General features: G+C 63.6%; 23 protein-coding genes. 9 read left to right on the top strand and 14 right to left on the bottom strand.

Annotation, left to right across the window (positions count from 1 at the left end):
* The first annotated feature begins 193 nt into the window (after positions 1 to 193).
* From ACYVHT_RS07595 to mgrA, 3 genes are all read left to right on the top strand, one after another.
* Positions 194 to 610: a hypothetical protein gene (locus ACYVHT_RS07595; protein ID WP_460549667.1), complete on the top strand. Its 417-nt coding sequence runs from the start codon at positions 194 to 196 to the stop codon at positions 608 to 610.
* A 227-nt stretch (positions 611 to 837) separates the two neighbouring features.
* Positions 838 to 1,923, top strand: coding sequence for a class II fructose-bisphosphate aldolase (gene fbaA / locus ACYVHT_RS07590; protein WP_460549664.1), 1,086 nt, complete (start codon positions 838 to 840; stop codon positions 1,921 to 1,923).
* A 107-nt stretch (positions 1,924 to 2,030) separates the two neighbouring features.
* Positions 2,031 to 3,020, top strand: coding sequence for an aldo-keto reductase family protein (mgrA, locus tag ACYVHT_RS07585; RefSeq protein WP_460549661.1), 990 nt, complete (start codon positions 2,031 to 2,033; stop codon positions 3,018 to 3,020).
* Between the two features lie 127 nt (positions 3,021 to 3,147).
* Here mgrA and ACYVHT_RS07580 read toward each other — a convergent pair whose 3' ends face one another.
* The 3 genes from ACYVHT_RS07580 to ACYVHT_RS07570 all read right to left on the bottom strand — a co-directional run bounded on the left by ACYVHT_RS07580 (position 3,148) and on the right by ACYVHT_RS07570 (position 6,108).
* Positions 3,148 to 3,807, bottom strand: a complete 660-nt coding sequence (locus tag ACYVHT_RS07580; RefSeq protein ID WP_460549658.1) for a hypothetical protein — start codon at positions 3,805 to 3,807, stop codon at positions 3,148 to 3,150.
* A gap of 152 nt (positions 3,808 to 3,959) precedes the next feature.
* Entirely contained in the window at positions 3,960 to 5,453 is a 1,494-nt protein-coding gene (locus tag ACYVHT_RS07575) for a hypothetical protein (RefSeq protein ID WP_460549655.1), read from the bottom strand.
* A 148-nt stretch (positions 5,454 to 5,601) separates the two neighbouring features.
* Positions 5,602 to 6,108: a hypothetical protein gene (locus tag ACYVHT_RS07570; protein WP_460549653.1), complete on the bottom strand. Its 507-nt coding sequence runs from the start codon at positions 6,106 to 6,108 to the stop codon at positions 5,602 to 5,604.
* A gap of 67 nt (positions 6,109 to 6,175) precedes the next feature.
* Between ACYVHT_RS07570 and ACYVHT_RS07565 the strand changes: the two genes are divergently transcribed.
* Positions 6,176 to 6,757, top strand: a complete 582-nt coding sequence (locus ACYVHT_RS07565) for a hypothetical protein (RefSeq protein ID WP_460549650.1) — start codon at positions 6,176 to 6,178, stop codon at positions 6,755 to 6,757.
* Here ACYVHT_RS07565 and ACYVHT_RS07560 read toward each other — a convergent pair.
* From ACYVHT_RS07560 to ACYVHT_RS07545, 4 genes are all read right to left on the bottom strand, one after another.
* The gene (locus ACYVHT_RS07560; protein WP_460549647.1) at positions 6,719 to 10,126 is read right to left on the bottom strand and encodes a hypothetical protein; all 3,408 of its coding nucleotides are present in this window, start codon (positions 10,124 to 10,126) and stop codon (positions 6,719 to 6,721) included. The two genes, ACYVHT_RS07565 and ACYVHT_RS07560, sit on opposite strands and share 39 nt — an antisense overlap.
* A gap of 189 nt (positions 10,127 to 10,315) precedes the next feature.
* A complete protein-coding gene (locus ACYVHT_RS07555) occupies positions 10,316 to 11,794 on the bottom strand; it encodes a hypothetical protein (protein WP_460549643.1) in 1,479 nt (492 codons plus the stop codon).
* A gap of 114 nt (positions 11,795 to 11,908) precedes the next feature.
* Positions 11,909 to 12,319 (bottom strand): hypothetical protein, encoded by a 411-nt coding sequence (locus ACYVHT_RS07550; RefSeq protein WP_460549641.1) that lies wholly within the window; start codon positions 12,317 to 12,319, stop codon positions 11,909 to 11,911.
* Positions 12,320 to 12,427: 108 nt separating this feature from the next.
* Positions 12,428 to 13,765 carry a hypothetical protein gene (locus ACYVHT_RS07545; RefSeq protein WP_460549638.1) on the bottom strand — a complete coding sequence of 446 codons (1,338 nt, stop codon included), beginning with the start codon at positions 13,763 to 13,765 and terminating at the stop codon, positions 12,428 to 12,430.
* Positions 13,766 to 14,099: 334 nt separating this feature from the next.
* Here ACYVHT_RS07545 and ACYVHT_RS07540 point away from each other — a divergent pair, with 334 nt between their 5' ends.
* Both ACYVHT_RS07540 and ACYVHT_RS07535 read left to right on the top strand, forming a co-directional pair.
* Positions 14,100 to 15,116 (top strand): NAD(P)/FAD-dependent oxidoreductase, encoded by a 1,017-nt coding sequence (locus ACYVHT_RS07540; RefSeq protein WP_460549635.1) that lies wholly within the window; start codon positions 14,100 to 14,102, stop codon positions 15,114 to 15,116.
* Positions 15,117 to 15,206: 90 nt separating this feature from the next.
* A complete protein-coding gene (locus ACYVHT_RS07535; RefSeq protein ID WP_460549632.1) occupies positions 15,207 to 15,533 on the top strand; it encodes a 2Fe-2S iron-sulfur cluster-binding family protein in 327 nt (108 codons plus the stop codon).
* A 177-nt stretch (positions 15,534 to 15,710) separates the two neighbouring features.
* On the opposite strand, the gene ACYVHT_RS07530 is transcribed toward ACYVHT_RS07535, so the two are convergent.
* The 4 genes from ACYVHT_RS07530 to ACYVHT_RS07515 form a co-directional block, all read right to left on the bottom strand.
* On the bottom strand, positions 15,711 to 15,965 hold the full coding sequence (locus ACYVHT_RS07530; RefSeq protein ID WP_460549629.1) for a hypothetical protein: 255 nt from the start codon (positions 15,963 to 15,965) through the stop codon (positions 15,711 to 15,713).
* A gap of 9 nt (positions 15,966 to 15,974) precedes the next feature.
* Complete coding sequence (locus ACYVHT_RS07525; RefSeq protein WP_460549626.1) at positions 15,975 to 16,553, bottom strand: sigma-70 family RNA polymerase sigma factor; 579 nt, start codon at positions 16,551 to 16,553, stop codon at positions 15,975 to 15,977.
* Positions 16,554 to 16,632: 79 nt separating this feature from the next.
* Positions 16,633 to 17,385 (bottom strand): DUF1223 domain-containing protein, encoded by a 753-nt coding sequence (locus tag ACYVHT_RS07520; RefSeq protein ID WP_460549623.1) that lies wholly within the window; start codon positions 17,383 to 17,385, stop codon positions 16,633 to 16,635.
* Positions 17,386 to 17,547: 162 nt separating this feature from the next.
* The gene (locus ACYVHT_RS07515; protein ID WP_460549620.1) at positions 17,548 to 18,435 is read right to left on the bottom strand and encodes a YybH family protein; all 888 of its coding nucleotides are present in this window, start codon (positions 18,433 to 18,435) and stop codon (positions 17,548 to 17,550) included.
* Positions 18,436 to 18,607: 172 nt separating this feature from the next.
* Between ACYVHT_RS07515 and ACYVHT_RS07510 the strand changes: the two genes are divergently transcribed.
* On the top strand, positions 18,608 to 19,108 hold the full coding sequence (locus tag ACYVHT_RS07510; protein ID WP_460549617.1) for a KdsC family phosphatase: 501 nt from the start codon (positions 18,608 to 18,610) through the stop codon (positions 19,106 to 19,108).
* 17 nt (positions 19,109 to 19,125) lie between these two features.
* Here ACYVHT_RS07510 and ACYVHT_RS07505 read toward each other — a convergent pair whose 3' ends face one another.
* Complete coding sequence (locus ACYVHT_RS07505; RefSeq protein ID WP_460549614.1) at positions 19,126 to 19,779, bottom strand: LuxR C-terminal-related transcriptional regulator; 654 nt, start codon at positions 19,777 to 19,779, stop codon at positions 19,126 to 19,128.
* 259 nt (positions 19,780 to 20,038) lie between these two features.
* On the opposite strand from ACYVHT_RS07505, the gene ACYVHT_RS07500 reads away from it, so the two are divergent.
* Positions 20,039 to 20,692 carry a response regulator transcription factor gene (locus tag ACYVHT_RS07500; protein WP_460549611.1) on the top strand — a complete coding sequence of 218 codons (654 nt, stop codon included), beginning with the start codon at positions 20,039 to 20,041 and terminating at the stop codon, positions 20,690 to 20,692.
* A 76-nt stretch (positions 20,693 to 20,768) separates the two neighbouring features.
* Here the strand turns inward: ACYVHT_RS07500 and ACYVHT_RS07495 are convergent, their stop codons facing one another.
* Positions 20,769 to 21,488 (bottom strand): DUF1345 domain-containing protein, encoded by a 720-nt coding sequence (locus ACYVHT_RS07495; protein WP_460549608.1) that lies wholly within the window; start codon positions 21,486 to 21,488, stop codon positions 20,769 to 20,771.
* 66 nt (positions 21,489 to 21,554) lie between these two features.
* Here ACYVHT_RS07495 and ACYVHT_RS07490 point away from each other — a divergent pair, with 66 nt between their 5' ends.
* Positions 21,555 to 23,045 (top strand): nicotinate phosphoribosyltransferase, encoded by a 1,491-nt coding sequence (locus tag ACYVHT_RS07490; RefSeq protein WP_460549605.1) that lies wholly within the window; start codon positions 21,555 to 21,557, stop codon positions 23,043 to 23,045.
* A gap of 164 nt (positions 23,046 to 23,209) precedes the next feature.
* On the opposite strand, the gene ACYVHT_RS07485 is transcribed toward ACYVHT_RS07490, so the two are convergent.
* Positions 23,210 to 23,623, bottom strand: a complete 414-nt coding sequence (locus ACYVHT_RS07485; RefSeq protein WP_460549602.1) for a hypothetical protein — start codon at positions 23,621 to 23,623, stop codon at positions 23,210 to 23,212.
* Between the last annotated feature and the right edge of the window lie 21 nt (positions 23,624 to 23,644).

The raw sequence follows: 23,644 nt of genomic DNA, 5'->3' as shown, positions 1-23,644 counted from the left end.
GGCGCGGCAGACAGTGGCCGCGCTCTTTATCTGGTGGCGAATGTGTCTGCGCTCATCGACTTTTTAAACCATACCGTCGATTACCTGTCCCACAACCGGACATTCATTCCCATCTTCGGAACACCAAGCAAATCTTTTTTCTGTCCCGTTTATTTGTTCTACCTTTTCTTCAATCTCATCATCCCATTGCCACATGACTGATGCCCCCGGCTCCGTCAAGCTTGCTCGTTTTTCGTTCGATATGCCCAATAGTGGCTGTGCTGTTACCCCCGATGTTCTTTTGCCGGCGCCAGATACAACCGGGCTGCGCTTTGCCGACCGGGCCACGGGCGGCCAGTTTGTACTAGGGCAGAATTACCCCAACCCGCACAATGGCGAAACCACCGTGCCCTTCACGCTGGTCAACCCGGCCGATGTGCGCCTCGACATCCTCGACCTGGCCGGCCGCAAGGTGGCCGGTGTGGTGCGTAAGGGCCGCAGCCCCGGCCCCCAAAGCATCAAGCTAAATCTGACCGGCCTCGGCCTGCCGCCCGGCGATTACGTATATGAGCTGCAGGTTACGACCCGGCACGGCGTGTACCGCCAGTCGCGGCTGATGACCACCGAATAGAAAACCGAGCAGCCCGGATAACTACCGTGCCACTCCGAGGCTGACCGCTGCAACGGTCAGCCTCTTTTTTTTTGGGCCAAAGCAAGCAGGCAGCCAACTCCGCCAGGCAAGTTCTTTCAGAGAAGGCGGCGGCAGCCGTACTTTCGCTGCCGGAGCCGCCGCGCCGGTGGCCACCTCGCTCTGCTGCTTTCACATCCCACCGCGGCCCTGCCGCACAACTTTTTTTTATGGCTGACCAAACCCTTACCGGCCTGCGCGCCGGTGTGCTGCACGGCGACGAAGTGCAGGCCCTTTTCAAAAATGCCAAAGCCAACGGCTACGCCCTGCCCGCCGTGAACGTGACCGGCACCAACACCGTGAACGGCGTGCTCGAAACCGCCAAGGCGGTGAACTCGCCGGTGATGATTCAGTTTTCGAACGGCGGCGCGCAATTCTTCGCCGGCAAGTCGGTGCCGAACGACAAGCAGCAGGCCAGCATTGCGGGCGGCATTTCGGGGGCGCACCACGTGCACCTCATGGCCGCGCTCTACGACGTGCCCGTGGTGCTGCACACCGACCACGCCGCCAAAAAGCTCCTGCCCTGGATTGACGGCCTGCTCGATGCCGGTGAGAAATACTACGCCCAGCACGGCCAGCCATTGTTCAGCTCGCACATGCTCGACTTGTCGGAGGAGCCGATTGAGGAGAACATCGAAATCTGCAAGCGCTACCTCGAGCGCATGGCCAAAATTGGCATGACGCTGGAGATTGAGCTCGGCGTGACCGGCGGCGAGGAAGACGGCGTGGACAACTCCGACGTGGATTCCTCGAAGCTCTACACCCAGCCCGAGGAAGTGGCCTACGCCTACGAGCAGCTGAGCGAAATCAGCCCGCGCTTCACCATCGCGGCCGCGTTCGGCAACGTGCACGGCGTGTACAAGCCCGGCAACGTGAAGCTGCAGCCCAAAATCCTGCACAACTCGCAGGAATTCCTGCGCCAGAAGCACAACATCGAAGAGGCGCTGCCCATCGACTTCGTGTTCCACGGTGGCTCGGGCTCGTCGCAGGAGGAAATCCGCGAGGCCATCAGCTACGGCGCCATCAAGATGAACATCGACACCGACCTGCAGTGGGCGTTCTGGGAAGGCATCAAGAACTACTACGTGAAAAACGAAGGCTTCCTGCAGGGCCAGATTGGCAACCCCACCGGCGCCGACTCGCCCAACAAGAAATACTACGACCCGCGCGTGTGGCTGCGCAAAGGCGAAGAAACCTTCGTGGCGCGCCTGAAACAGGCTTTTGAGGATTTGAACTGCATCAACCGCCGCTACTAGCGCTGCGCCTTCGGCTTCGCTTAATGAAGAATGAGGAGTGAGGAATGAAGAATTGAGCGCACATTTGCTCGTTCTTCATTCCTCATTCTTCATTAAGCGCCAGCGTAATGTACCAGCCCAGCTTCACCCGCTACCAGGACATGACCTACCGCCGCTGCGGCCGTAGCGGCCTGAAACTGCCGGCCCTCTCGCTGGGCCTGTGGCACAACTTCGGCGGCGTGGACGTGCTCGAAAACGGCCGCGCCATCCTGCGCCGGGCCTTCGACCGGGGCATCACGCACTTCGACCTGGCCAACAACTACGGCCCGCCGCCCGGCTCGGCCGAAACGAATTTCGGGCGCATCCTGCGCGAGGATTTCGCCGCCCACCGCGACGAGCTCATTATCTCGACCAAGGCCGGCTACACCATGTGGGACGGCCCCTACGGCGACTGGGGCTCGAAGAAATACCTGGTTTCCAGCCTCGACCAGAGCCTGCGGCGCCTGGGCCTCGAATACGTGGACATCTTCTACCACCACCGCCCCGACCCCGACACGCCCCTGGCCGAAACCATGGCCGCGCTCGACCTTATCGTGCGCCAGGGCAAGGCGCTCTACATCGGCCTGAGTAACTACCGCCCCGCCGAAGCGGCCGAAGCCTTCGGGCTGCTGCGCCAGCTGGGCACGCCCTGCCTCATCCACCAGCCCAAGTATTCGATGTTCGAGCGCTGGGTGGAAGGCGACCTGCTCGACCTGCTGGCCGACGAAGGCGTGGGCTGCATCCCCTTTTCGCCCCTAGCGCAAGGGTTATTGACCAATAAATACCTGCACGGCATTCCCGACGACTCGCGCGTGGCCAAAGGCGTGGGCTTTCTGAAGGAAAGCAACCTCACGCCCGAGCGCCTTTCGCAGGTCCGTCGCCTCAACGACCTCGCCCAAACCCGCAATCAAAGCCTCGCCCAAATGGCGCTTTCCTGGCTGCTAAAAGATGAACGGGTAACCTCCGTTCTCATCGGTGCCAGCAAACCCGAGCAACTGGACGACTCCTTGCGCTGCCTGGAAAACCTGGCGTTCAGCGCGGAGGAACTGGCGGGAATAGAGGGAATTTTAAAAAGCTAGGAAGACGCAAATAAAACGTCATGCTGAGCGCAGTCGAAGCATCTCTACCACAATACTAAAATTGATTAGTTACGCGGTAGAGATGCTTCGACTGCGCTCAGCATGACGTTCTGCTTTATCCTTATTCCTATTTCCCAATCGAGCCAATCTTGGGCTGAATCTGGATGATGAAACGCTTATTCAGCGCCTCCTGGCTGCCGGTGTAGCGCCCGGCCCCGCGGAAGCCGCTGCCGGCGGCCACCACTTCCAGGTTGGCGGGAAAACGCAGGCCGGCCTGCTCCCAGAGGCGAATCACGCTCAGGGCGCGGCTGTAGCTGAGCTGGCGCACGGCGGGGCCGTCGAGGTTGTGCGGGTCGTTGGCGGGGTAGCGCAGGTCTTTGGCGGCGCGGCCCTCCACCACGATGAGGTACTGCACCTTGTCGTCGTTTTTTATCGACTGCATCTGGCTGAGCAGGAAGCGGCCGGCTTTCACCAGCGGGGCCTGCGCGTCGTAGGGCAGCACGTCGCTCTTGGGGGCGAAGGTGACCGGGAATTTCAGCTCGTAGCGCTTGTAGGTGGCGTTGTACTCGAAGTAGTTGCTTTCGAGCCGTTTGAGCGCCGCCTTTATTTCGTCGAGCTTGCGCTTTTCCTGCACCTGCACTTTCAGGTCGTAGATGAGCTTGTCGTTGTCGCGCTGCTTGTCTTTGAACAGCTTGTAGCTGAGCACGAACAGCACGAGCATGGTCAGGAACAAGGCCGTCATAAGGTCCACGTAGCTGGGCCAGAAGAAGTCCTTGTCTTTGCTCATGGTGGTTGGTTAATCAGAACGATGTAAGAATTATTAGCACGTCATGCTGAGCGCAGCCGAAGCATCTCTACCGCAGTAGTAATTATTTACTCTCGCGGTAGAGATGCCTCGGCTGCGCTCAGCATGACGTTCTTTTGGGGTTCAATAGTCACTCATTTCTTCCCCAACAGCGTGCGCTGAAACCAGTTGGGTTTGGTCAGTTCTTCCAGCACCTTGTTGGTGCGGTCCACCTGCTTCAGCAGTTCCTGCTGAAGCTGCGAATCGACCAGCAGGCGGCCTTCGAGGCGTTGCATGGCCTGGGCCGTTTGCTGCGCCTGGCGCTCCTGCAGCGCGTTGAGGTCCTTCTGCTGGGCCGGAAGCTGGGTGAAGGGGTTGAGGTACTCGGTGATTTTCTGGTAGATGTTGTCCTGGTTGAGGCGGCGGAAGTGCTGCTGCCACTGCTCGTGGGCGGCGCTGGCCTCCTTTTGCAGCTCCTGCAAGCGGCCGTCGAGCTCGGCATCCATGCGGTGCACGCCCTCGCTCACGCCCTGGCGGATTTGCGCGCCCAAATCGGCCAGCAGTTTGCCGTGCTGGCTGAAGAAGGCCACCTGCTGGCGCAGGGCATCGTCGTGCTGCTGCAGGTACTGCGGCACGCTGGCCAGCCCTTGCTCCAGCGCCGTGAGGCGGTTGAGCAGCGCGCCGATGGTCTGGGCAGCCTCGTTGCTGTTGTTAACGGTGGTGTTGAGCGCCTGCTGGTAGCCCAGGAATTTATCAAACGTCTGGGCACTCTCGTCCACCCTATCGAACACCTTGATGGTGGCGTTGGCCAGCTCCGAGTAGCCGATTTTCTCCAGCTGCTCAAGGAAGCGTTTCTGGATGCTCACGTTCTCCGTGATGCTGGCGATGAGTGGTGTGAACTCGTGAATCTTACTAAAAAAGTCGTTCTGAATCTGGCTGAAAAACTCGGCGTTGAACGAGTCGAGCACGGCTTTCAGGTTGCTCATGCCTGCCTGCATGTCGGAGTTCAGCTTGGGCAGCAGGGCCTTCTGTAGGAAGGTGTAATAGGCGTTTTTGTGGCGGTCGCGCACGGCGCGGGCCTGCTTCAGCAGCTGGTTGCCGGCCAGCGTGAAGGCCAGCCCGAACAGGCTGCCAATCATAGCGATAAGCACGCCACCGAGGAAGTGCTGCACGTCGCCGTTGCTGAACGAGGTATCCGTATTCGGGTTGGCCGTGGCGTCGGCAAACGGGTTGCCCACCAGCGACACCAGCCCGATAATGGCGCCGGTGAACGTGCCCAGCAGGCCCAGGTAGAGCGGCGTGGTTATCTGGGCCTGAATCTCGTCGTCCAGCGCTTCGGCGTGGCGTTCCGAGATGTCTTTCAGAATGCCGAAATCGGCCGCCGCGCCGCGGTTATTCAGCAGGTATTCGTTGGTGTCGGTGATAATCTGGCCGAACTCGGGCGAGGCGTCGCGGGTGATGAGGGCGTCGTACTGCACCTCAAAGTTTTTCTCGGGCTGCGCGGCGGTGTAGGGAATGGGCTGCACGCCCACCGCACCCGCCACCGGGTACATGTTGTTAATCTGCCCGATAAGCTGGCGGTTGCGAAGGAATACCACCGCCTGCCACGCCACCAGGGCCAGAATCAACAGAATTTCGAGTAAGAGCATAGCACAGATTTACAGCGAAGGTATCGCCCTAACGGCAACCTCACCCCCGACCCCTCTCCCGCGGAGAGGGGAGCCAAATGTCAGCGGCCGAACCGGTGCCCCCTCTCCGCGGGAGAGGGGGTCAGGGGGTGAGGTTTCGGCTCAGGGCTTAGCTCAGTGCGATTTCGGCTTTCTGCACCACGTGCCAGGCATCGTCGCGCTTTTCCAGCTTGCCGGCCGACAGGTTTTTGATGGCCGTGAACTGCTCCGTCGGCGGCAGCTCAAACTGAAAAAACTCCTTCAATTCCCGCACGCCGTTGCCGATAATGCGCGACTGGTCGGCTTGCGGGCTGAACGAGAACTGCGCCGTGGTGGCCTCCACTGAAGGCAGCGTGATGAGCACCGGCATCTGCGGCAGCGGGTTGGGGCTGAGCTTGCGGTGCTCGATGCTGGGCACGTCGGGGGCCGGGCCGTAGTAGTGTACCGGGCCAGTGGCAGGCGGTTCTGCGGGAGCCCCGGCAGCCGATGTTTCGGGCACAACGGGCACCTCACCCGCCGCAATCAGCTCCTGAATGGCGGGCGGCGTGGACGTTGGCGCAGCCCACTCGATGGTCTGGCCAGGCTCCAGGGGCTGGTCAGTAGGAAGGGCGGGCACGGGCGGTTGCGTTGGGTTCATAGCGGCGGGGCGGTGGGGCACCGTCCAGTCCTGCATGGATTGGTCGGCAGAATTTTTACGGGTTTGATTGCCTGACTTTCCTTTGTTTCCCGAAGATTTTGATGAAGATTTCGAATCGGCGGCGGGACGCGGCTCACGGCCCTGCAGCTGGCTCATCGACTTGGCCGATGCGCCCCTCACTACATTCCCGGCCGGAGCAGCGGGTGGTGCGGCACCAGGCACTTTCGGCACGTTTGCCGCTGGCTTCTTCACAACCGGCTCAGTGGCCGAAACCGGTTCGGGCAGCGCGACGCGACGACCAGTCGACGAAGATTTCCGGCTCCGCAGCCGCGCTACCAACATGCCCAGTACAATGCCAATCAACAGCACCCCCAGCATCCATGGCCAGCTAGAAGCCGGAGCCGCCGGAGCCGGAGCCGGAACAACTTCCGCCACCGAAGCCTTCTTCGGCCCAACGGGAGCTGCCGCCGGAGCAGCGCCGGAATCGGCAGCGGGCGGCCCCGTGGGCTGCGTGGCCATCACCGGCCCTGGCTGCGCGGCCGGCTGCGCAAGCACTACCGGCCCGCTGCCCAGCGCCAGCAGGAGCAGCACCGCCCACTGCCCACGTCGGCTAGTTGAGCGGCTGCGCGTCATGAAGCACCTTGGATAGCTCATACAGGGCGTTTTTGAACGGCAGGAAGAACAGGGTTTCGGGCACGGTGTCGCCGTCACGAAGCACGTCGGCGTACTGCTGGCGATAGAGATTGAAGGAGTCGCCGAGGCTGCGCTCCAGCGTGTTCATTACCAGGCCGGGGTCGTTTTTCACGCCCAGGTCGGCCTGCACGCGCTTCAGCTCGGGGTCTTCGAGCAGCAGCTTGAGGCAGGCGCGGGCGTTGGCCAGTACCGACTGCTTGATTTCGTCGGTCACGGCCGTGGCTTCGAGGTGGTGTTCGCCTTTATCGGCTTGCGGGTTTTCGGGGTCGGGCAGGCCGCCGACGGGGCGCACCATGGGCGGGTCCTGGGGCATCTGGCCGGTGGCGAGCACGCCGCCGTTGGCAGTGGTTTGCTTGGGGTCGTCGGCCAGCTTGATGCGGAAATCGGCCGGTACGGGCTGCCCGGTGGCTTTCTCCATGATGAGGCGGGCCAGCTTTTCCACCGGCTGCAGGTTGGCGCCGGCCGCCAGCAGGCGCACGTAGAGGCTGCCGCGCCCGGTGAAGCACAGGTAGCGCGGCAGCTGCTGGCCGTTGGCCACCGTCACCTGCGCCACGTGGTAAATCAGGGCGCCGAAGTGCAGGTAGAACAGTACCCGCAGGTGTTCGGCCCGCAGCAGCCGCTCGCTGAAGCCCAGCAACTGGTCGTAGTTGAACAGGAAGCTGGCCACGTCCTCCGAGCCGAAGTTGTCGGTGCTTTCGGCCACCAGCACGTATTCGCGGGCCCGGCGGGCGGCGGGGCTCAGCACCGCGCTCTGCACCCCGGCCACCCCGAAACGCACGAGGCCGTTGTCTTTCGAGCCGCGCACTTCGGCGCCGCCGTCGCCCCACAGGTCGTTGCCGGCAAAGCGGAACGAGGTGCTCAGCACCGGCTTGCGGTCAGCGTAGAGCAGCACGTCGGTGGTGCCGCCGCCGATGTCGATGAAGGCCGCGTTTTCGCCCGGTCCCAGCGTCACGATGTTGCGGCGGGTGAGGTAGTAGTACGGCGCCGTCGATTCCACCATGCAGGGCATGGAGTTGCTGGTGTGGAAAACGCTATGGAACAGCGTATCCCACTCGCGCTGGTACAGGTTGCGCTGGTAGGTCGAGAAGCTCAGCGGGGCAAACCAGGTGATTTGCGTGGCCGCGAGGTTGCCGCCGTTCAGGGCGACTTTGGCGCGGCACAGCAGCAGGATTTCCTTGAAAAACGCCCGCACGCGGTTGGTATTGGCGATGTTCAGCGAGTTGTCCCACTTCAGATTGGTGTGGTAGTTGGGCCGGCGCTGCTCCTCGGTGATGATGCCGAATGCCACGTTGATGTTGCCGAGCACGCTCAGCTCCTGGGTGGCATAATTGGCCGCCTCATAGGTGGCAGTGCGGGCCGGGAAGGCGTAGGGCGAGCTGTCGGCGCCAATAATCGGCGGCACGAACTCACGCTCCTGGTACTGCTGCCAGCGCTTGATTTGCACGAAGTTAGCCGGGTCGTCGTCGATGCCCCGGTACAGGCGCTCGTACACGGTGCGGTCGGGCTCGGCGGTGGCTTTCTTAAGCAGGGCCACGGGCGAGTCGGCCACGCCGAAGCTGAACGGCTTGGGCTCCTGGCCGGGGCTGTCCTGCATGGCCACGTGGGTGTTGGTGGTGCCGAAGTCGATGGCAAAACGGTACTCCTTCGTGCCCTGGCGCTGCTCGGGCCAGCGCGGGATGATGAGCGCGCGGCCCTCGGCCGGGGCCGGGTTCAGCACTTCGAGGTAGTCGAAATGGGTGCCGCGCACCTCGTAGTAGGTGCTGCCCTCGTCCTGGCTGGTTTTGGGAGTGCGCTCGTAGCGGGTGGCGCTCTGGTCGGTGCCGGTTTCGCTCAGCTGGTGGCCGCCTGCCCAGAATTTCAGGTCGACTTTCTTAGTCACCATGCTGGGGTCGATGTTGTTGGCATCCACCAGCATCACCTTGTAGAAGTCGTTGTACTGCGGCGCGTCGGTCACCTTCACGAAGGGGAACACCGACAGCGCCACGTTGGTCACGCGCAGCTGGCCCACGCCCTCGCCCTGGGGGTTGGGGTAGTAGGCGCGCTCGTAGTCCACGTAGTCGCCGCCGCTCACCGGCACCCGCAGCTTCACCCGGATGCAGGCCGATTCCAGCTCCAGCGTCAGGTGCTCGGCCAAATCGGTCTGCGTAAAATAGTCGAAATACAGCGGCTTGATGGGCAGCAGCGGCCAGTTGCTGGGCTTGTAGCCGGGCGCGATTTTCAGGTTGCCGCAGAAGAACTTGGCTTCGTCCACCTCGTAGGGCACGGCCAGCAGGGTTTCTTCCAGCAAGTCGTTCACCGTCAGGTACGGGTACGGCAGCTCCGGGCCGGGCAGGGTGCGCTCCTTCAGCGGGCGGGCGTCGGCGGCGGGCACGGTGGCCCCACTGTCGGCAAACAGGGTTTCGTTGTAATACTTCTTGCCCACGGCCTTCAACCCCGGGCGCAGCACGATGGGCAGCGGCCCCGCCACCCCCGCCCGCGTGGGCCGGATGAACAGGTCGGAGCCGCGTACGGTACCCTCGTCGGGGCGCACGCGCAGCAGCACGCCGGCCACGTCAATCTGGTTGTTGGAAGCGTCGGTGAGGATGGGGAAGTTGCTCAGGCTGGCGGTGCCGTCCATGGCCCACTTCTGCAGCTGGCCCCGGTCGAGGGTGTCGCGCACCAGCGGGGCCATGGCCGTCAGGGCCGGGTCGCCCACGAACTCCTGGTACACGTAGTCGCGGAAGGCGGCTTCACGATTGGCCAGTGGCACGTATTGGTTATCAAAATAATAGCCCCCACCCTGCGGGCGCTGCACCGGCAGCGGCTTCACATTCGGGGCCGGGAAAAACAGCGTGAGCGGCGAGGTACCGCCGATGAGCTGCGGCACGCCGTTGGCGCCGGGGAAGTAGATGAGGTGCATCTCGGTCAGCTTCGCAAAGCGGCCGTCGAGGTACAGGGCCAGCACGTCGGCCAGCGGGCGGGTGGCGGGGTTCTGGCGCAGCTTGGCCAGCTCCTCGTCCTTGCGCCAGGCCCGGATTTGCAGGCGCTGGCTGGCCAGCTTGCGCTGGTGGAAGTTGAAGACCATCTCCCACACGTCCCAGAAGTGGCTGACGAGCTGGTGGTACACCGAGTCCTGGGCCGCGCCGCCCTGCGTCACAAAGCGCAGCGCGGTTTCGACCAGGTGCATGCGGGCGAAGGGCGAGGGAATCGAAACCGCCACCTTGGCGGCGCGGCCGCCTTGCGGGTCGAGCAGGCGCTCCACTTCGTGGGGGCCGATTTTACCAGTCGGCCCCCAGCCCTCGTGGGTGCTGGAGCCGGTGTCGTGTAATCGCAGGATTTTAGCCATTGGATGAGTTGCGAGAGGAGCGGCCGGGTCACCTCACCCCCGGCCCCTCTCCCGAGGAGAGGGGAGCCACGGCGGCGCGATGATATTGGCCGAAAAAGGCCTCTGATGTTATTTCAAGTTTGTTTTAAGCAGAGTTTCGTCAGGCTCCCCCTCTCCGCGGGAGAGGGGATTGGGGGGTGAGGTGACCCGTTAGGAATACTGCAGCTTCTTGTCCAGAATCTCGCCCGTCGCGTCCTCAAACGCCTTTACCACCCAGCGCAGCGCCTCGTTCTCCGTCGGGTTGCTCAGCGTGGCTTTGCCCACGGCTTTGGTCAGCTCGTCGCGGAAATAGCCGGGGGTGATGCCTTTGCTGAAAATGCCGGTTTCCACGGTTTTGTCGGCCACCATTCTGTTAAAATCAGCTTCGTCGGCGCGCAGGGCGGTGTAGCGGCGCTGGTTCACGCCCAGTTCGCGGAGCCACTCGTTGTATTCGCCGAAAAAGTCCGTCAGCTCGCGCAGGGCGCGGTTGTTGCGCAGCTGGGCCGCGAGGTCGCCGGCCTCGTAGTAAGGGGCTTTGGCATCGCCAGGGGTATGCTGGAGGAAGTAGCGGGCGAAGTAGTGCAGCTGGATGAGTGGGCGGGCCACTTCCTGGCGCAGGTCGGTGGGCAGCTGGCCGAAATCGATGTCGGGGCTGTCGGCTTTCAGGCCGTACTCGTGGTAGAGCGGCTGGTGGCCATCGAGCTGGTTGTCGGGCACTTCCATGAAGTGCGGCACGGCCAGGGCGCCCAGCAGCTCGAGCAGGTGGGCCTGGTTGCGCTGCTCGGCCCGGCCGGGGTGGTTGGCCAGCGGCTGGCCGGGCTGGTCGCCGAGGTAGTACATGGCTTCGAGCCCCTGCAGGTTGTCGGCGTAGTACGAGAGGGCCGTTTTGGTCTTCGTAATGAAGGTGTTCGAGTCGATGAAGTCCTGGCCGCCGGCTTTCTCATCGGCCGAAGGGTCGGCGAGCTTGAAGTAGGGCAGCATTACCAGCGCGCCGGCCTTGAGGCGGCGGCGGATTTCGGGGTGGGCCAGCGGGGAATTGGCGTCGCGCAGGTTTTTCACCAGCAGCGGGAAGCCGGCCGCGCCCGTCCCGCCAAAAATCGAGCTGATGAAAAACGCCCGGTCGCCGTCCTGCAGGCTCTGGGCGAGGTAGCGCATTTCCTTGCTCTGCACCACGGCATTCAGCACCACCGAGCCCACGTTGGGCGAGCCGCGGAAGCCCACGTCGAGGTTGGCGGCGAGGCTGTCCTGGGTGAACAGCAAATCGACCAGGCCCTGGGTTTCCACCGAGAGGTCGTTGTATTTGAGGTAGTCGCGGAAGGGCTGGCTGATGCCGCCGAAGTCATACACGAACGAGTCGCGCAGCTCCTCGCCGCCGCCGCTGGTGTTGAGGTGGGCCAGCGTGTTCAGGGGTTGGCTGAAGAAGCCGGTTTTTTCCTTCTGGCCATCGCCGTACAGGGCCTCGTGGATGCGGGCGTAGCGCTTGAGCAGCGCCACGGTGCGCGTTACGTCGCCGTTCTGGGTGTCGGGGTCGATGAGGACGGGCACTACCTGGTCGCAGTTGGGGATGCGCACGCCCGCGGCCAGCAGCATGGTGAGGGAGCGCAGCACGCGGGCCCCGGTGCCGCCCACGGCGAAGATGAATAGCTTCATTTTTAATGATTAATGGTTAGTGATTAATGGTTAATAGTGAACGGTAAATGAGTCGTGAGCAGGGCCAAATCAACACCTGCTATTAATCATTAACCGTTAATCATTACCCATTAACTAAAATGGCCCCACGAACGGCGTGGTGCGTGCGTAGGTGCTCCAGCGCTTCAGCAGCACCGAAAAGAGCAGGAACCACAGGGCGGCCACAATCATATTCACGACCATGAAATAGCCCAGATAGCTGCTTACCTCCGCGCCGTGGCCTTTGCTGAGGCTGTTGGCCAAGAACACGCCCAGGCCGGCGGCCAGCGCCAGCGTGGCGGCCCAGTGCGGCGTGCGGAACATGCCAGTGCGCAGCGCCGAGTTGAACACGTAGTAAAACGCCAGCACCAGCAGCAGGCTCACGCCCAGCGTGCTCCAGCCCACGAGCGAAAACAGGTCCGTTTTGTAGAGGCCGTAGTCGGCCGGGCGCTGGCTCTGGAAGATGGAAATCAGGGCCGAGTATAGGCTGGTGAAGAAGGTTTGCATAGAGGAGGGTGAGATGTGAGACTATGAGACATGGGACTATGGGAAGCGAGGGGAAAGCGAAAAGAATGGCTGTCTTTTATCTCACTTCCCGAAGTCTCGTGTCTCAAGTTATTTATCGTTTTTGAGCGGAAGCTGAACCGTAAATACGGCCGGCAGCGTGGTTGGATACGATTGCCGCACGCCGGTCAGAATCTGGTCGAGGCCAAACGTGCGGGGGGCGGGCGTATTGTCGTTGGTGGTGCTCCAGGCCGAAACCCAGTCCGGCGTTTCCGGGGCGGGCAGGCTCACGGTGAGCGTGGCGGTGGGGGCCGCCAGCTTGCTCACCCGCAGGCGCACCACATGGGTGTAGGGCGCCAGCACCGGCTGGCCGCTCTGCTCCTCATCGGTGAGCGGGCGCACCGAGTTGGGCAGCAGGCTGGCCTGGCCGTTGGGGAGGCGCACTTGCAGATGTTGGGCCAAAAACGCCGGCTGCTGCCAAGCGGCGGGTAATTCCTTCAAATCCAGCCCCACCGAAAAGTCCACCGGGTCGTCCGAAGGGTTCAGGGTCAGGCCGTTGTTTTCGGCATACACGGTGCCGCCACTCGACTTTAATTTCGGGTCGGTGAGCTTGGTGAGCAGCGGGGCATGGGCCGGCGTTTTGGTTTTCAGGCCGAAAAACGCCTGTTGGGCCGGCGCATTCCGAAACACCTCGGCGGCGTAGCGCGCCACCTGCGCGGGCGGCCCGATTACCCACACGTAGTACGGCACCTTCTCGCCGTTCAGGGTGCGTTTCTGCACCGGCGTTTTCACGGCCGGGAAGTAGCTGCCGTAAAAATGCGAGGTTTCGCCAAACACGGCCACGGCCAGCTGCTGCCGGCTCACGGGCGCGATGGACGTGCGAATGAGGTTCGGCAGCTGCGAGAAATCAGACTTGCGGGCCGGACCATAGATGAAGTCCGAAATCACCACGCTCACCTCCTCCCCCGCTTTGGGGCGGTTGAGAATGCCTTCGAGCATCTGCGGCAGCTCGGTGCCGAGGGCGGCCTGGCTCACCTCGCCCTGCACCACGTCGCGCAGCTCCTCGAACTTCACGGGGCGCGGCGCGGCGTTTTCGCAGAGGTAATACTTGCGCCCGGCCACGGCGCCGTTCACCTGCGTTTCGGTGATGAGCGCGCCGATGCGCTGCTGGAATTCGGTGGCCGGCTTATCGGCCCCGCCGCGCGGCACGAAGCCCTTCATGCCGCCCGAATACTCCAGAAAAACGCTCACGTGCAGCGGCGCAGCTTCGGGTGCGGCGGGCGTTTCGGCGGTAGCTTTGGGGCCTTTGGCGGGCTTGCTGGCGGTGGTTTCGGTCGGCTCCGAGCCGCAGGCTGCCAGCAGCGAAAGCGCCCCCAAAAGCACGCTGGCCAGCCCGAAACGATGAAAAAGACGCGGCGCGGGCACGCCCACGGAAACGGAATTCGGCATAGAGGAAACGCTAGGCAAGGTTTTGGGGCGAAGTATAGGCATTACGCAGCGAACTACCAGCCGGCCGAAAACCACGGCCATTTAAACGCGCCCCGCGCCCTGCTATTACACGCCCGCCGGCCAATGACCCACTTTTCGGGCCTGCGCTGCATCTCAAACCAAGCCCGATAACGCGGCGCAACCGGCTTTTCAGTCAACGTTTCCGGCCGCCCTCCTGTTATAAAGCCGGGTGTGGATTGGCGGCCCCAACCCCGAACCGTACCTTTGCGCCAACGGCCTCCTACGTTGTGGCCGCTTCAAAGCCGACGCCCGGTTAAAGGCACTTATTACCCTTATGTCCACACCCATTTCCACCGATATCTGCATCATCGGGGCCGGCCCGGTCGGCTTGTTTGCAGTATTTGAGGCGGGCTTGCTCAAGCTCCGCTGCCACGTTGTTGATGCCCTGCCGCAGCCCGGCGGGCAGTTGTCGGAAATTTATCCGAAGAAGCCGATTTACGACATTCCGGGCTTTCCCGAAGTGCTGGCCGGCGACTTGGTCGATAATCTGATGAAGCAGATTGAGCCCTTCCACCCCACCTTCACGCTGGGCGAACGGGTTGAGCATTTCAAAAAGCTCGACGACGGCTCCTTCCAGCTCTTCACCACCGACGGCACCGAAATTCACTGCAAAGCCGTGGCCATCGCCGGCGGCCTGGGCTCGTTCGAGCCCCGCAAGCCGGCCGTCGAAAACCTGGAGCATTTCGAGGGCGGCAAAGGCGTGCACTACATGGTGCGCGACCCCGAGCACTTCCGCGACAAGAAAATTGTCATCGCCGGCGGCGGCGACTCGGCCCTCGACTGGACCAACTTCCTCGCCAACGTGGCCTCCGACGTTACGCTCGTGCACCGCGGCACCACCTTCCGCGGCGCCGCCGACTCGGCCGAGAAAGTGCAGAAGCTGGCCGAAGCCGGCAAAATCAAGCTCGTGCTCAGCTCCAACGTCACGCACCTGCACGGCAACGGCGAGCTGAAGGAAGTCACCATCACCGGCAACAACGGCCAGGCCGAAACCGTCCCGCTCGACTGCTTCATTCCGCTGTTCGGCCTCACGCCCAAGCTCGGCCCCATCGGCGAGTGGGGCCTGGAAATCGAGAACGATGCCGTGAAAGTGGACACCCTGGACTACAGCACCTCGCTGCCCGGCGTGTACGCCATCGGCGACATCAACACGTACCCCGGCAAGCTGAAACTCATCCTCTGCGGCTTCCACGAAGCCGCGCTCATGTGCCAGGGCGCGTTCAAGTACATTTTCCCCGACAAGAAGTACACCCTGAAATACACAACGGTCAACGGGGCACCATCCATGTGAATGCGTGAATGGGTGAATGAGTGAATGACTCCGATAGTCGTTACTTACTCACCGCCCATTCACTCATTCACTCATTTACCCATTCACGCATTGGAAAACGACATCCGCGTTTACGTCGAGGAAGCCCCCGGCCAGCGCACCGAACTCACCGGCCCTACCGACATGGGCCTCAGCCTGATGGAGCTGCTGAAAGCCAGCGGCTACGACATTCAGGCCACCTGCGGCGGCATGGCCCTCTGCGCCACCTGCCACGTGGAGGTGCTGGCCGGCCCCGCCCTGCCCGAGCCCGAAGACGCCGAGCTTGATATGCTCGAAACCCTGCCCGTGGTCCACGAAGGCTCCCGCCTGAGCTGCCAGATTCGCCTTACGCCCCGCACCGACGGGCTGGTGGTGCGCCTCGTTCCGACGGGCGCGTAGGACACCGCCTGTCAGAGCGAGGCAATCCGTCTCGTTCTCCGCGCTCAACTGCACTAAGCAAAAAGCCCCGATTCTGACTGGAATCGGGGCTTTTGCGTTAAAGACAGCGTTAGCTCGTCGCAGGGCTGGTCGCGCCCGGGACTCGCATTGCGGCGCGGCGCTGGCAACGACAGCCGATTACCCGGCGGCAGCCAGGCGCTCCCGCATCCGCTGTTTAGCGGCTTCGGACAAGGCCAAATCCGAGCCGGCCCGGCTGGCTGCCGCCGCCCGCGCCCACTCGGCAATCAGCACGGTTTGCTTGGCGTAGCGGTTGCAATAGGGGCAGTAGCGCAGGTGCAGCCACAGGCTGGCGGGCATCGATTTGCCGGCCGGCTGGTCGGCCTGCTGTTCCAGCAGCAGGGTGGCGTTCTGGCAGGTAATAAGACGTAGCATAGCGAATAGTTAGTTTTTTCCGAGGCCGTGCTTTTCGAGGCAGCGGCGCAGCTGCAGCTTGGCCCGGTGAATGATAACCCAATAATTGGCCGAGCTCAAACCCAGCTCCTGACAAATTTCTTCGGCCGATAATTCCTCCACGAAGCGCATGGCGAACACGGCTCCCTGCTGCGGCGGCAGCCGCTCCTGGCAGCGCTGCAGAATCTCGTGCAGCTCCTGCTGCTCCAGAGCGGCATCGGCATTGAGCCAGCTCACGGGGGTTTGGGCGTCGGCCCAGTGGCCATTCTCGGGGTTAAAGAAATCGGCTTCCGTGGGCCCGCCTTCTCCGATTTCATCCAGCCCGACGCGGGTGACGCGGGCCTGGCGCCGGTAGTGGTCGATGATTTTGCGGCGCAGAATAACGAACAGCCAGGTGCGCTCCGACGCCTCGGCCCGAAAGGTGGCCAGGCCGTCGAGGGCGCTCAGGAAGGTTTCCTGCACCAGCTCTTCGGCGGTTTCGGCATCGGAAACGCGGCTCAGGGCAAAGCGGTACAGCTCGTCGCCGTAGCGGTCGGGCCACTGGGCCGGAATGGGAATGGAGGGGGTCATGTGGGGCGACAGCGCTAGACTGGCAAAGGCCGCACTACAAGATTACGCCAGCCTTGCGAAAGAAAGCAACGCCGCAACGCTACAGTGCCGCCGCCGCCACGCCCACAATGCGGCGCGAGGCCACCTCCTGCACCAGCACCACGGCCCGCAGGTTGGGTCGCTTCCAGGCGGCATTGAGCGGCACCCTGGTACTGGCTGCGAACGTGCCATCGGCACCGATTTTGCCCAGCGGAATCAGCTGCCGCACCACGGCGGCATGGCGCAGCAGACGGCCCGCATTTTCGCCCCGCCCCACCTGCGAGGCCAGGCCGCTTTCGGTAATGGCCAGCACCACTTCGGCCGCCGCCGTACCGGCCGGCACGCTGGCCACGCGCACCTGCGTCGCGCCCTCGCTGGCGCTCACAGACACGGCTGCCTGCGGGGTCTTGGCCGCTTTGGCCACGGCTTGGGCCAGCTCGCCGGTGCGGCTGCCCACCAGCTCGTAGCGGCCGTTCACCACCGCCTGCGGCGTGTAGGAGCCCGTGCCGAAGCCCGTCGCGTACTGCCGCTGGCGCTCGGTGTAGGCCGCCGAGGAAAAGCCGTCCTTCCAGCCCAGCCGGTTCCAATAGTCGACGTGCTCGCCCAGGGCAATAACCTCCACGCCGGGCACCGATTGGGCCGCTTCCAGCTCGCGCAGGGCGGCATCGGCCGCCGGGCAGCTGGAGCAGCCTTCGGAAGTGAACAGCTCGACCACCACCGGCACCCGCACGGGCAGCGAAACCGCCGGCCGGGGCGGCGCGAATGTTGCCAGGCTGCCCGCCAGGGGCAGCGCCAGCCAGAAAAAGGCTTTCATATACGAAACGAAAAAAGGAACAGAAAACGAAGCGCAGCCAACTCAAAAACCGCTACCCCGCCAGACGCGCTGCTCCCGTGCGCCTTACAAGCGCCCACGAAAAAGCCCTTACCGCAAGGGCGGCAAGGGCTTTACTGGTCAGTCCGTTTCGGCGGCGGTGGCTTAGTGGGGCACGTTGGCCGTGGCCATTACCTCGGGCATGAGGTTGAACATCTCCAGCACGATGCGCCAGCCGGCATCGGCTTCGCGGCGCCAGATGCGCAGGTAGGTGCCGTTTTCTTCGGGGTGCTTGCCGCTGGCCGGGCGGTGCAGCGAGCCCACCACGTAGCCCAGGTCGCCGGCGGCAGCCAGGTAGCCGGTGCTGGCCACGAAGAGGTAGCCGCCGTCGAGGTTTTTCATATTGGCCACGGCCGCTGCGCCGTGCATCATCGACAGGCCGGGGCGGTAGAGGCGGGCTTCGGCGCTCAGGCTTTGCTGGTAGGCCGCGCCGGGCTTCATGAGCTCGGCGGCGGCAAACTTGCTGTCCACGTCGAGCACGATGTTGGACGGCGCGGTGCTGGGCACGGCCACGGCGGGCATGAGCTTGGGCTGCGGCACTTCGGCCGGCTGCGCGGGGGCAGCCCCGATGCGCTCAATGGTCATGTTCACGGCAAATTTCCAGCGGCCATCCAGCTGCTTGCGCCACACGGTGACGTATTCGCCGGCCAGGTCGGGGCGGCCGTTCTGCAGCTGCGTCCAGGGGCCGGTGGTGTAGCCCAGCTCGCCCGACTGGGCGGCATCGGCCAGCACGGGGTACCAGGTCATTTTGCGGCCGGGCTTGCTGGGGCGGGCGCGCCACACGTTCTGGGCGTTGGCCAGCTTGCCGTTGTCGGTGGCCAGCGAGGTAGGGGTGCTGTTGGCGAGCAACGCGGCTTCGGTGCTGGTTTGGGTGGCCTGGGCGGCAAAAGCCGCTTCGGCGGCCACCACCTGCTGCACCAATTTGGACTGCGCCTGGGCGGCGGCCGGTATCAATAAGGCGACCGTAGCGCCGATAGTCAAGTAATTCTTCATAATATACTAGCAAAATTGATTCCTGCTACTAAGGTAGGTGCTACGGTATAATTATACTTTCGGTGCAAAACGAAATTCCCGTCTTCGTGCCGAACTTGCGGCCGGATTGGCCCCTTCGGGCCGGTTTTGAATCCTCCTTCTTTCAGGGCTCGCCGCCCTTCGCCTTGCTTTTATGAAACTAGCCGACCTCACCGCCCGCGCCCGCCGCATTCGCCTGGTACTCACCGACTGCGACGGCGTCCTCACCGATGGCGGGGTGTACTACTCGGAGCGCGGCGAGGAAATGAAGCGCTTCAATATCCGCGACGGCATGGGCGTGGAGCGCCTGCGCAACCACGGCATTGCCACCGGCATCATGACGGGCGAGGTTTCGCCTTCCGTTCGCACGCGCGCCGCCAAGCTGAAAATTGAGGAGCTGCACCTCGGCATCAAGGACAAGGCCACCTGCCTGCACGAGATTCTGGCCCGCACCGGCCTCACGGCCGAGGAAGTGGCCTTCATCGGCGACGACACCAACGACCTGGAAATTCTGGCGCTGGTGGGCTTTTCGGCCTGCCCCGGCGATGCCACGTCGTTTGCCCGCGCCGCGGCTCATTTTCATTGCCAGACGGCCGGCGGCCACGGCTGCTTCCGCGAGCTGGCCGAGTTCATCATTGCCGCGCAGGCTGGATAGGCCGGGGCCGGCTTTTCCTACTCCGGCAGCAGCCCTTGCCGCGCGGCCAGCTTGATAAGCGCGGCGGTGTTGCGGGTCTGGGTTTTCTCCATGATGTTCTGGCGGTGGGTTTCGATGGTGCGCTTGCTGGTGAACAGGCGCCCGGCAATCTCGGCATTGGTGAGGCCCTCGGCCACCAGGCTCAGCACCTCCATCTCGCGCTTGCTCAGGCCCAGCGCCAGGCGGGCGGCCGCGCCGTCGGGCATGGGCTTATCGGTGTAGAGGCGGCCCAGCAGCGCCAGCCCAATGGCCGAGCACAGAAACGGCCGGCCGGCCGCCACGGTGCCCAGCCCGTGCAGCAATTCCGAAAGCAGGGAGCTTTTGAGCACGTAGCCGTGCGCGCCCAGGTCGAAGGCGCGGGCCACGTAGTGCTCGTTGGTGAGCTCGCCCCGGGCCAGGATGCGCAGCTGCGGGTATTGCTCGCGCAGCGTGGGCAGCGCGGCCAGCACGTCGGGGCCGGGCAGGGTCAAATCGAGTAGCACTACCGTGGGCACCACGGCGGCGGCCACGGCCAGCAGCTCGGCGCTGCCGCCTGCTTCGCCCACTACCTCCAGGCCCACTGCTGCTCCAAGCCCGATACGTAATGCCTGTCGCGTAGCACTGTCACTGTCGGTAAGTAGCAGTCGAATCATATTATCAAGTGGTAGAGCAGGAAATGGATGCAGTGGCTAACCCGGGCGCTAACCAAAATAATAACTTTTAAGATTCCAAAACTACCATTATGGGGAAGCTCAACTGTGGAATCAGCAATAAAAGCCGTATTAATTCCTTAAAAAGCGGCAGTCCGGCGGCCCGATAGCGTAGAAATACGGAGAGGCGAAACTCGTATACCTATTCAGCCCAACCTTGTTGCCGGCTGGCCGTTTCGACTATCTTACTCTCCCCCTAGCTATGACTCGCATAATACTTGCTGACGACCACGCCATCCTGCGCGATGGCATCCGGGCGCTCCTCTCTGCCGAACCCGACCTTGATGTGGTGGGCGAGGCCAGCAACGGAGCCGAAGTGCTTGCCATGCTCGAAACCACGCCCGCCGACGTGGTGCTCATGGATGTGCAGATGCCCGTGCTGGATGGCTTTGCCACCATGCCCGAGCTGCGGCAGCGCTTTCCCGAGGTGCGGGTGCTGGTGCTCACCATGCTCGACCACGAAAACTACGTTGCCCGCATGCTGGAAGCCGGGGCCATGGGCTACGTGCTCAAGAACGCGGCCATCAGCGAAATCACGCACGCCATCCGGACGGTATCGACGGGCAGCCCTTTTCTGTGTACCGAAATTGGGCTTAACATGCTGTACAAGGCCGTGGCGCAGTCCAGCAGCCAGTCTCAGGACGAAGCCGCCCACGCCGGGGCCGACCTCACGGCCCGCGAGCTGGAGGTGCTCAAGCTCATTGCCGAGGGCCTCACCAATGCGGAAATCTCCGACAAGCTCTTCACCAGCAAGCGCACCATCGAAACCCACCGCCAGAACATCATCGCCAAGACCCAGGCCAAGAACACGGCCGCCCTCATCAAGCTGGCCGTGAGCCGGGGGCTGATTTCGTGATGGTTAATGATTAACGGTTAGTGGATAATTCGGCTGTCAATTCCATCATTGACCACTAACCGTTCACCCCCACCCATTAATTCAGCATGCCGCCGATGGTGCCGATGGTGAGGGCCACGATGGCCGTGTTGAACAGGAAGGCAATGAGCCCGTGCAGCAGCGCCGTGCCCCGAATGGTGCGGCTGCTGATGCCGATGTCGGCGGTTTGGGCGGTCATGCCTATCACGAAGGAGAAGTAGGCAAAGTCGAGGTAATTGGGCTCCAGCGGGGGCTCGCCATCGGCTTTGCTGGCGTCGTCGGGGAAGGTGAGGCCGCCGCAGTCGTGGCCCTGGTCGTTGGTGTCGTAGTAGGAATGGGCGTAGCGGAGCGTGAACACGCAGTGCACCAGCGTCCAGGCCAGGGCCACGGCCCCGATGCCCAGGCTCAGGTGCAGGGCTTTGGCTTGCTGGGGCAGGCTTTTGAGGGTGCCGAGCAGGCCCACCACGGCCACCAGGCTGGCCAGTGCCCCGGCAATGACAACCGTGGAAGCGGCGGCACGGGTGAAGTCCTCACTGGCCGCCACGCGGCGAATGTCTTCCACATCGGCCAGGCGCATGTTCAGCACCAGCAGGCTGAGGGTGACCAGGGCAAAGCCGTCCCAGCCGGCCACGGCGCGGGTCAGCCAGCCCATCCCGACCGGCGAGAGCCCGGCAACCAGCGCGCCGGCCGTCAGGCCCAGGCCCAGCCGCCACGGCAGGCTCAGAAAGCGGCTGAAGAAGGAAGCTTGCAAACGGGTGGCTGGGCTGGGCGTGGGCATAGGGGCAAGGTAGTACCGACGGGCCGGCGGCGGGCCCGGCAACGGATATTCCGTTTCTTTGCCGGCATGAACGCAGCCCCTCTTTCCGGCCTCTACGCGCCCTCCCTCGCCCTCGTTACCGACCTCTATCAGCTCACCATGGCCTATGGCTACTGGCAACAGGGCCTGCAGGACCGCGAGGCGGTATTTCACCTCTACTTCCGCAAGGCCCCGTTTCAGGGCGGCTACGCGGTGGCGGCCGGCCTAGCCCTGGCCGTGGACTGGGTGGAAAACCTGAAATTCTCGGACGATGACCTCGCCTACCTCGGCAGCCTGCGCGGCAGCAAGGGCACGGCCATGTTCCCCCCGGAGTTTCTGAACTACCTGCGGGAGCTGAAGTTCACCTGCGACATCGACGCCATTGCCGAAGGCACGGTGGTGTTCGGCAACGAGCCGCTGCTGCGGGTGCGCGGCCCGCTGCTGCAGGCCCAGCTGCTGGAAACGGCCCTGCTCACGCTCATCAATTTCCAGACCCTGGTGGCCACCAAGGCCGCCCGCATCCGCGAAGCGGCCGGGCCGGCGGACCAGATTCTGGAGTTTGGCCTGCGCCGCGCCCAGGGCTTCGACGGGGGCCTGGGGGCCAGCCGGGCGGCCTTTTTGGGCGGGGCCGATGCGACCTCCAACGTGCTGGCGGGCCAGCGCTACGGCATTCCGGTGCGGGGCACGCACGCCCACAGCTGGGTGATGTCGTTTGCCGATGAGGGGACGGCGTTTTCGGCGTATGCCAAGGCGTTTCCCGACGACTCGGTGTTTCTCGTCGATACCTACGACACCATTGAGGGCGTGCGGCAGGCCATTAAAGTAGCTCGCGAGATGCGCGCCAACGGCCACGAGCTGGCCGGCATCCGGCTCGATTCGGGCGACCTGGCCTACCTCAGCCGGGAGGCGCGGGCGGTGCTCGACGAAGCGGGCTTTACCAACACGCGCATCGTGGCCAGCAACGATTTGGAGGAAAACCTCATCACCAGCCTCAAGCAGCAGGGCGCCCGCATCGACACCTGGGGCGTGGGCACGCAGCTCGTGACGGCCTACAACCAGGCCGCGCTGGGGGGCGTGTACAAGCTGGCCGCGCTGCGCAAGGCCGACGACTCGGGCTGGGACTTCACCATCAAGCTCTCGGAGCAGGTGGCCAAAACCAGCATCCCGGGCATTTTGCAGGTGCGCCGCTACCTGAACGAGTACGGCAAGCCCCGGGCCGACATGCTCTACAACACCGCCGAGCCCCTACCCGACACCATTACGCTGGTCGACCCGCTCGACATCACGCGCCGCCTCGCCATCAAGCCCGAAACCAAATTCCGCGAGCTGCTGGAGCCGGTATTCCGCGCCGGCCAGCGGGTGCTGGAGCTGCCCACGCTGGCCGAAAGCCGCGCCCACGCCCAGCGCGAGGTGCAGAGCCTCGACCCCAGCATCCGCCGCTTCCTCAACCCCCACACCTTCCCGGTGGGCCTCGAAAAAGGCCTCTACGACTACCGCACGCAGCTTATTCTGGACAAGCGCCCGGTGCGCCCGGCGTAGGGAGAAACAGGACAAATTGTAAACGCCCGTCATGCAGAGCGCAGCGAAGCATCTTGCCCGCCACCATTAATCCTGTTGATTGGATTGCGTTGAGCGGTAAAGATGCTTCGCTGCGCTCTGCATGACAGGCGTTTTACGGGCTTTCTCCCCCTGCCCTACCGTCCCTACTCCACCGGCCGGGCCGGCGGCACCTCGCAGCGGCCGATGGCCAGCAGCCAGTCTTCGCCCCAGCGGGTGAGGCGGTAGATGCGGCGCGGGCCCTCGTAGGCCCAGCGGAGCAGGCCGGCGCGCACCAGCCCGGTGGTGGCGCGGCCACCTGCCACGCGCTCCACGTTGGCGGCATCGGCCAGGTTGCGGGCCGTGAGGGCTTCGTGGGCAAAGAACCGGTAGAGCATCCGGGCCTGCACGGTACGGCCGCGTTGGTTGCGGCCCGGTACCAATGGCGCCAGCGCGACAAGCAGGCGCTGCATCACCTGTTCGGGCGCGTAGGAGTCGGCCTGGGTCAGGGCGGGCTGGTCGCGGCGGGCAATGCGTTCGGCCAGCCCACTGAGCAGGGCCTCCGCGTTGGGGTCTGGCATTGGATTCATGGGGAGCAGGGC

The sequence above is a fragment of the Hymenobacter daeguensis genome (genome assembly GCF_054780555.1).
The sequence above is the reverse complement of the archived record's forward strand: the minus strand, read 5'-3'. Positions and strand labels throughout refer to the sequence as shown.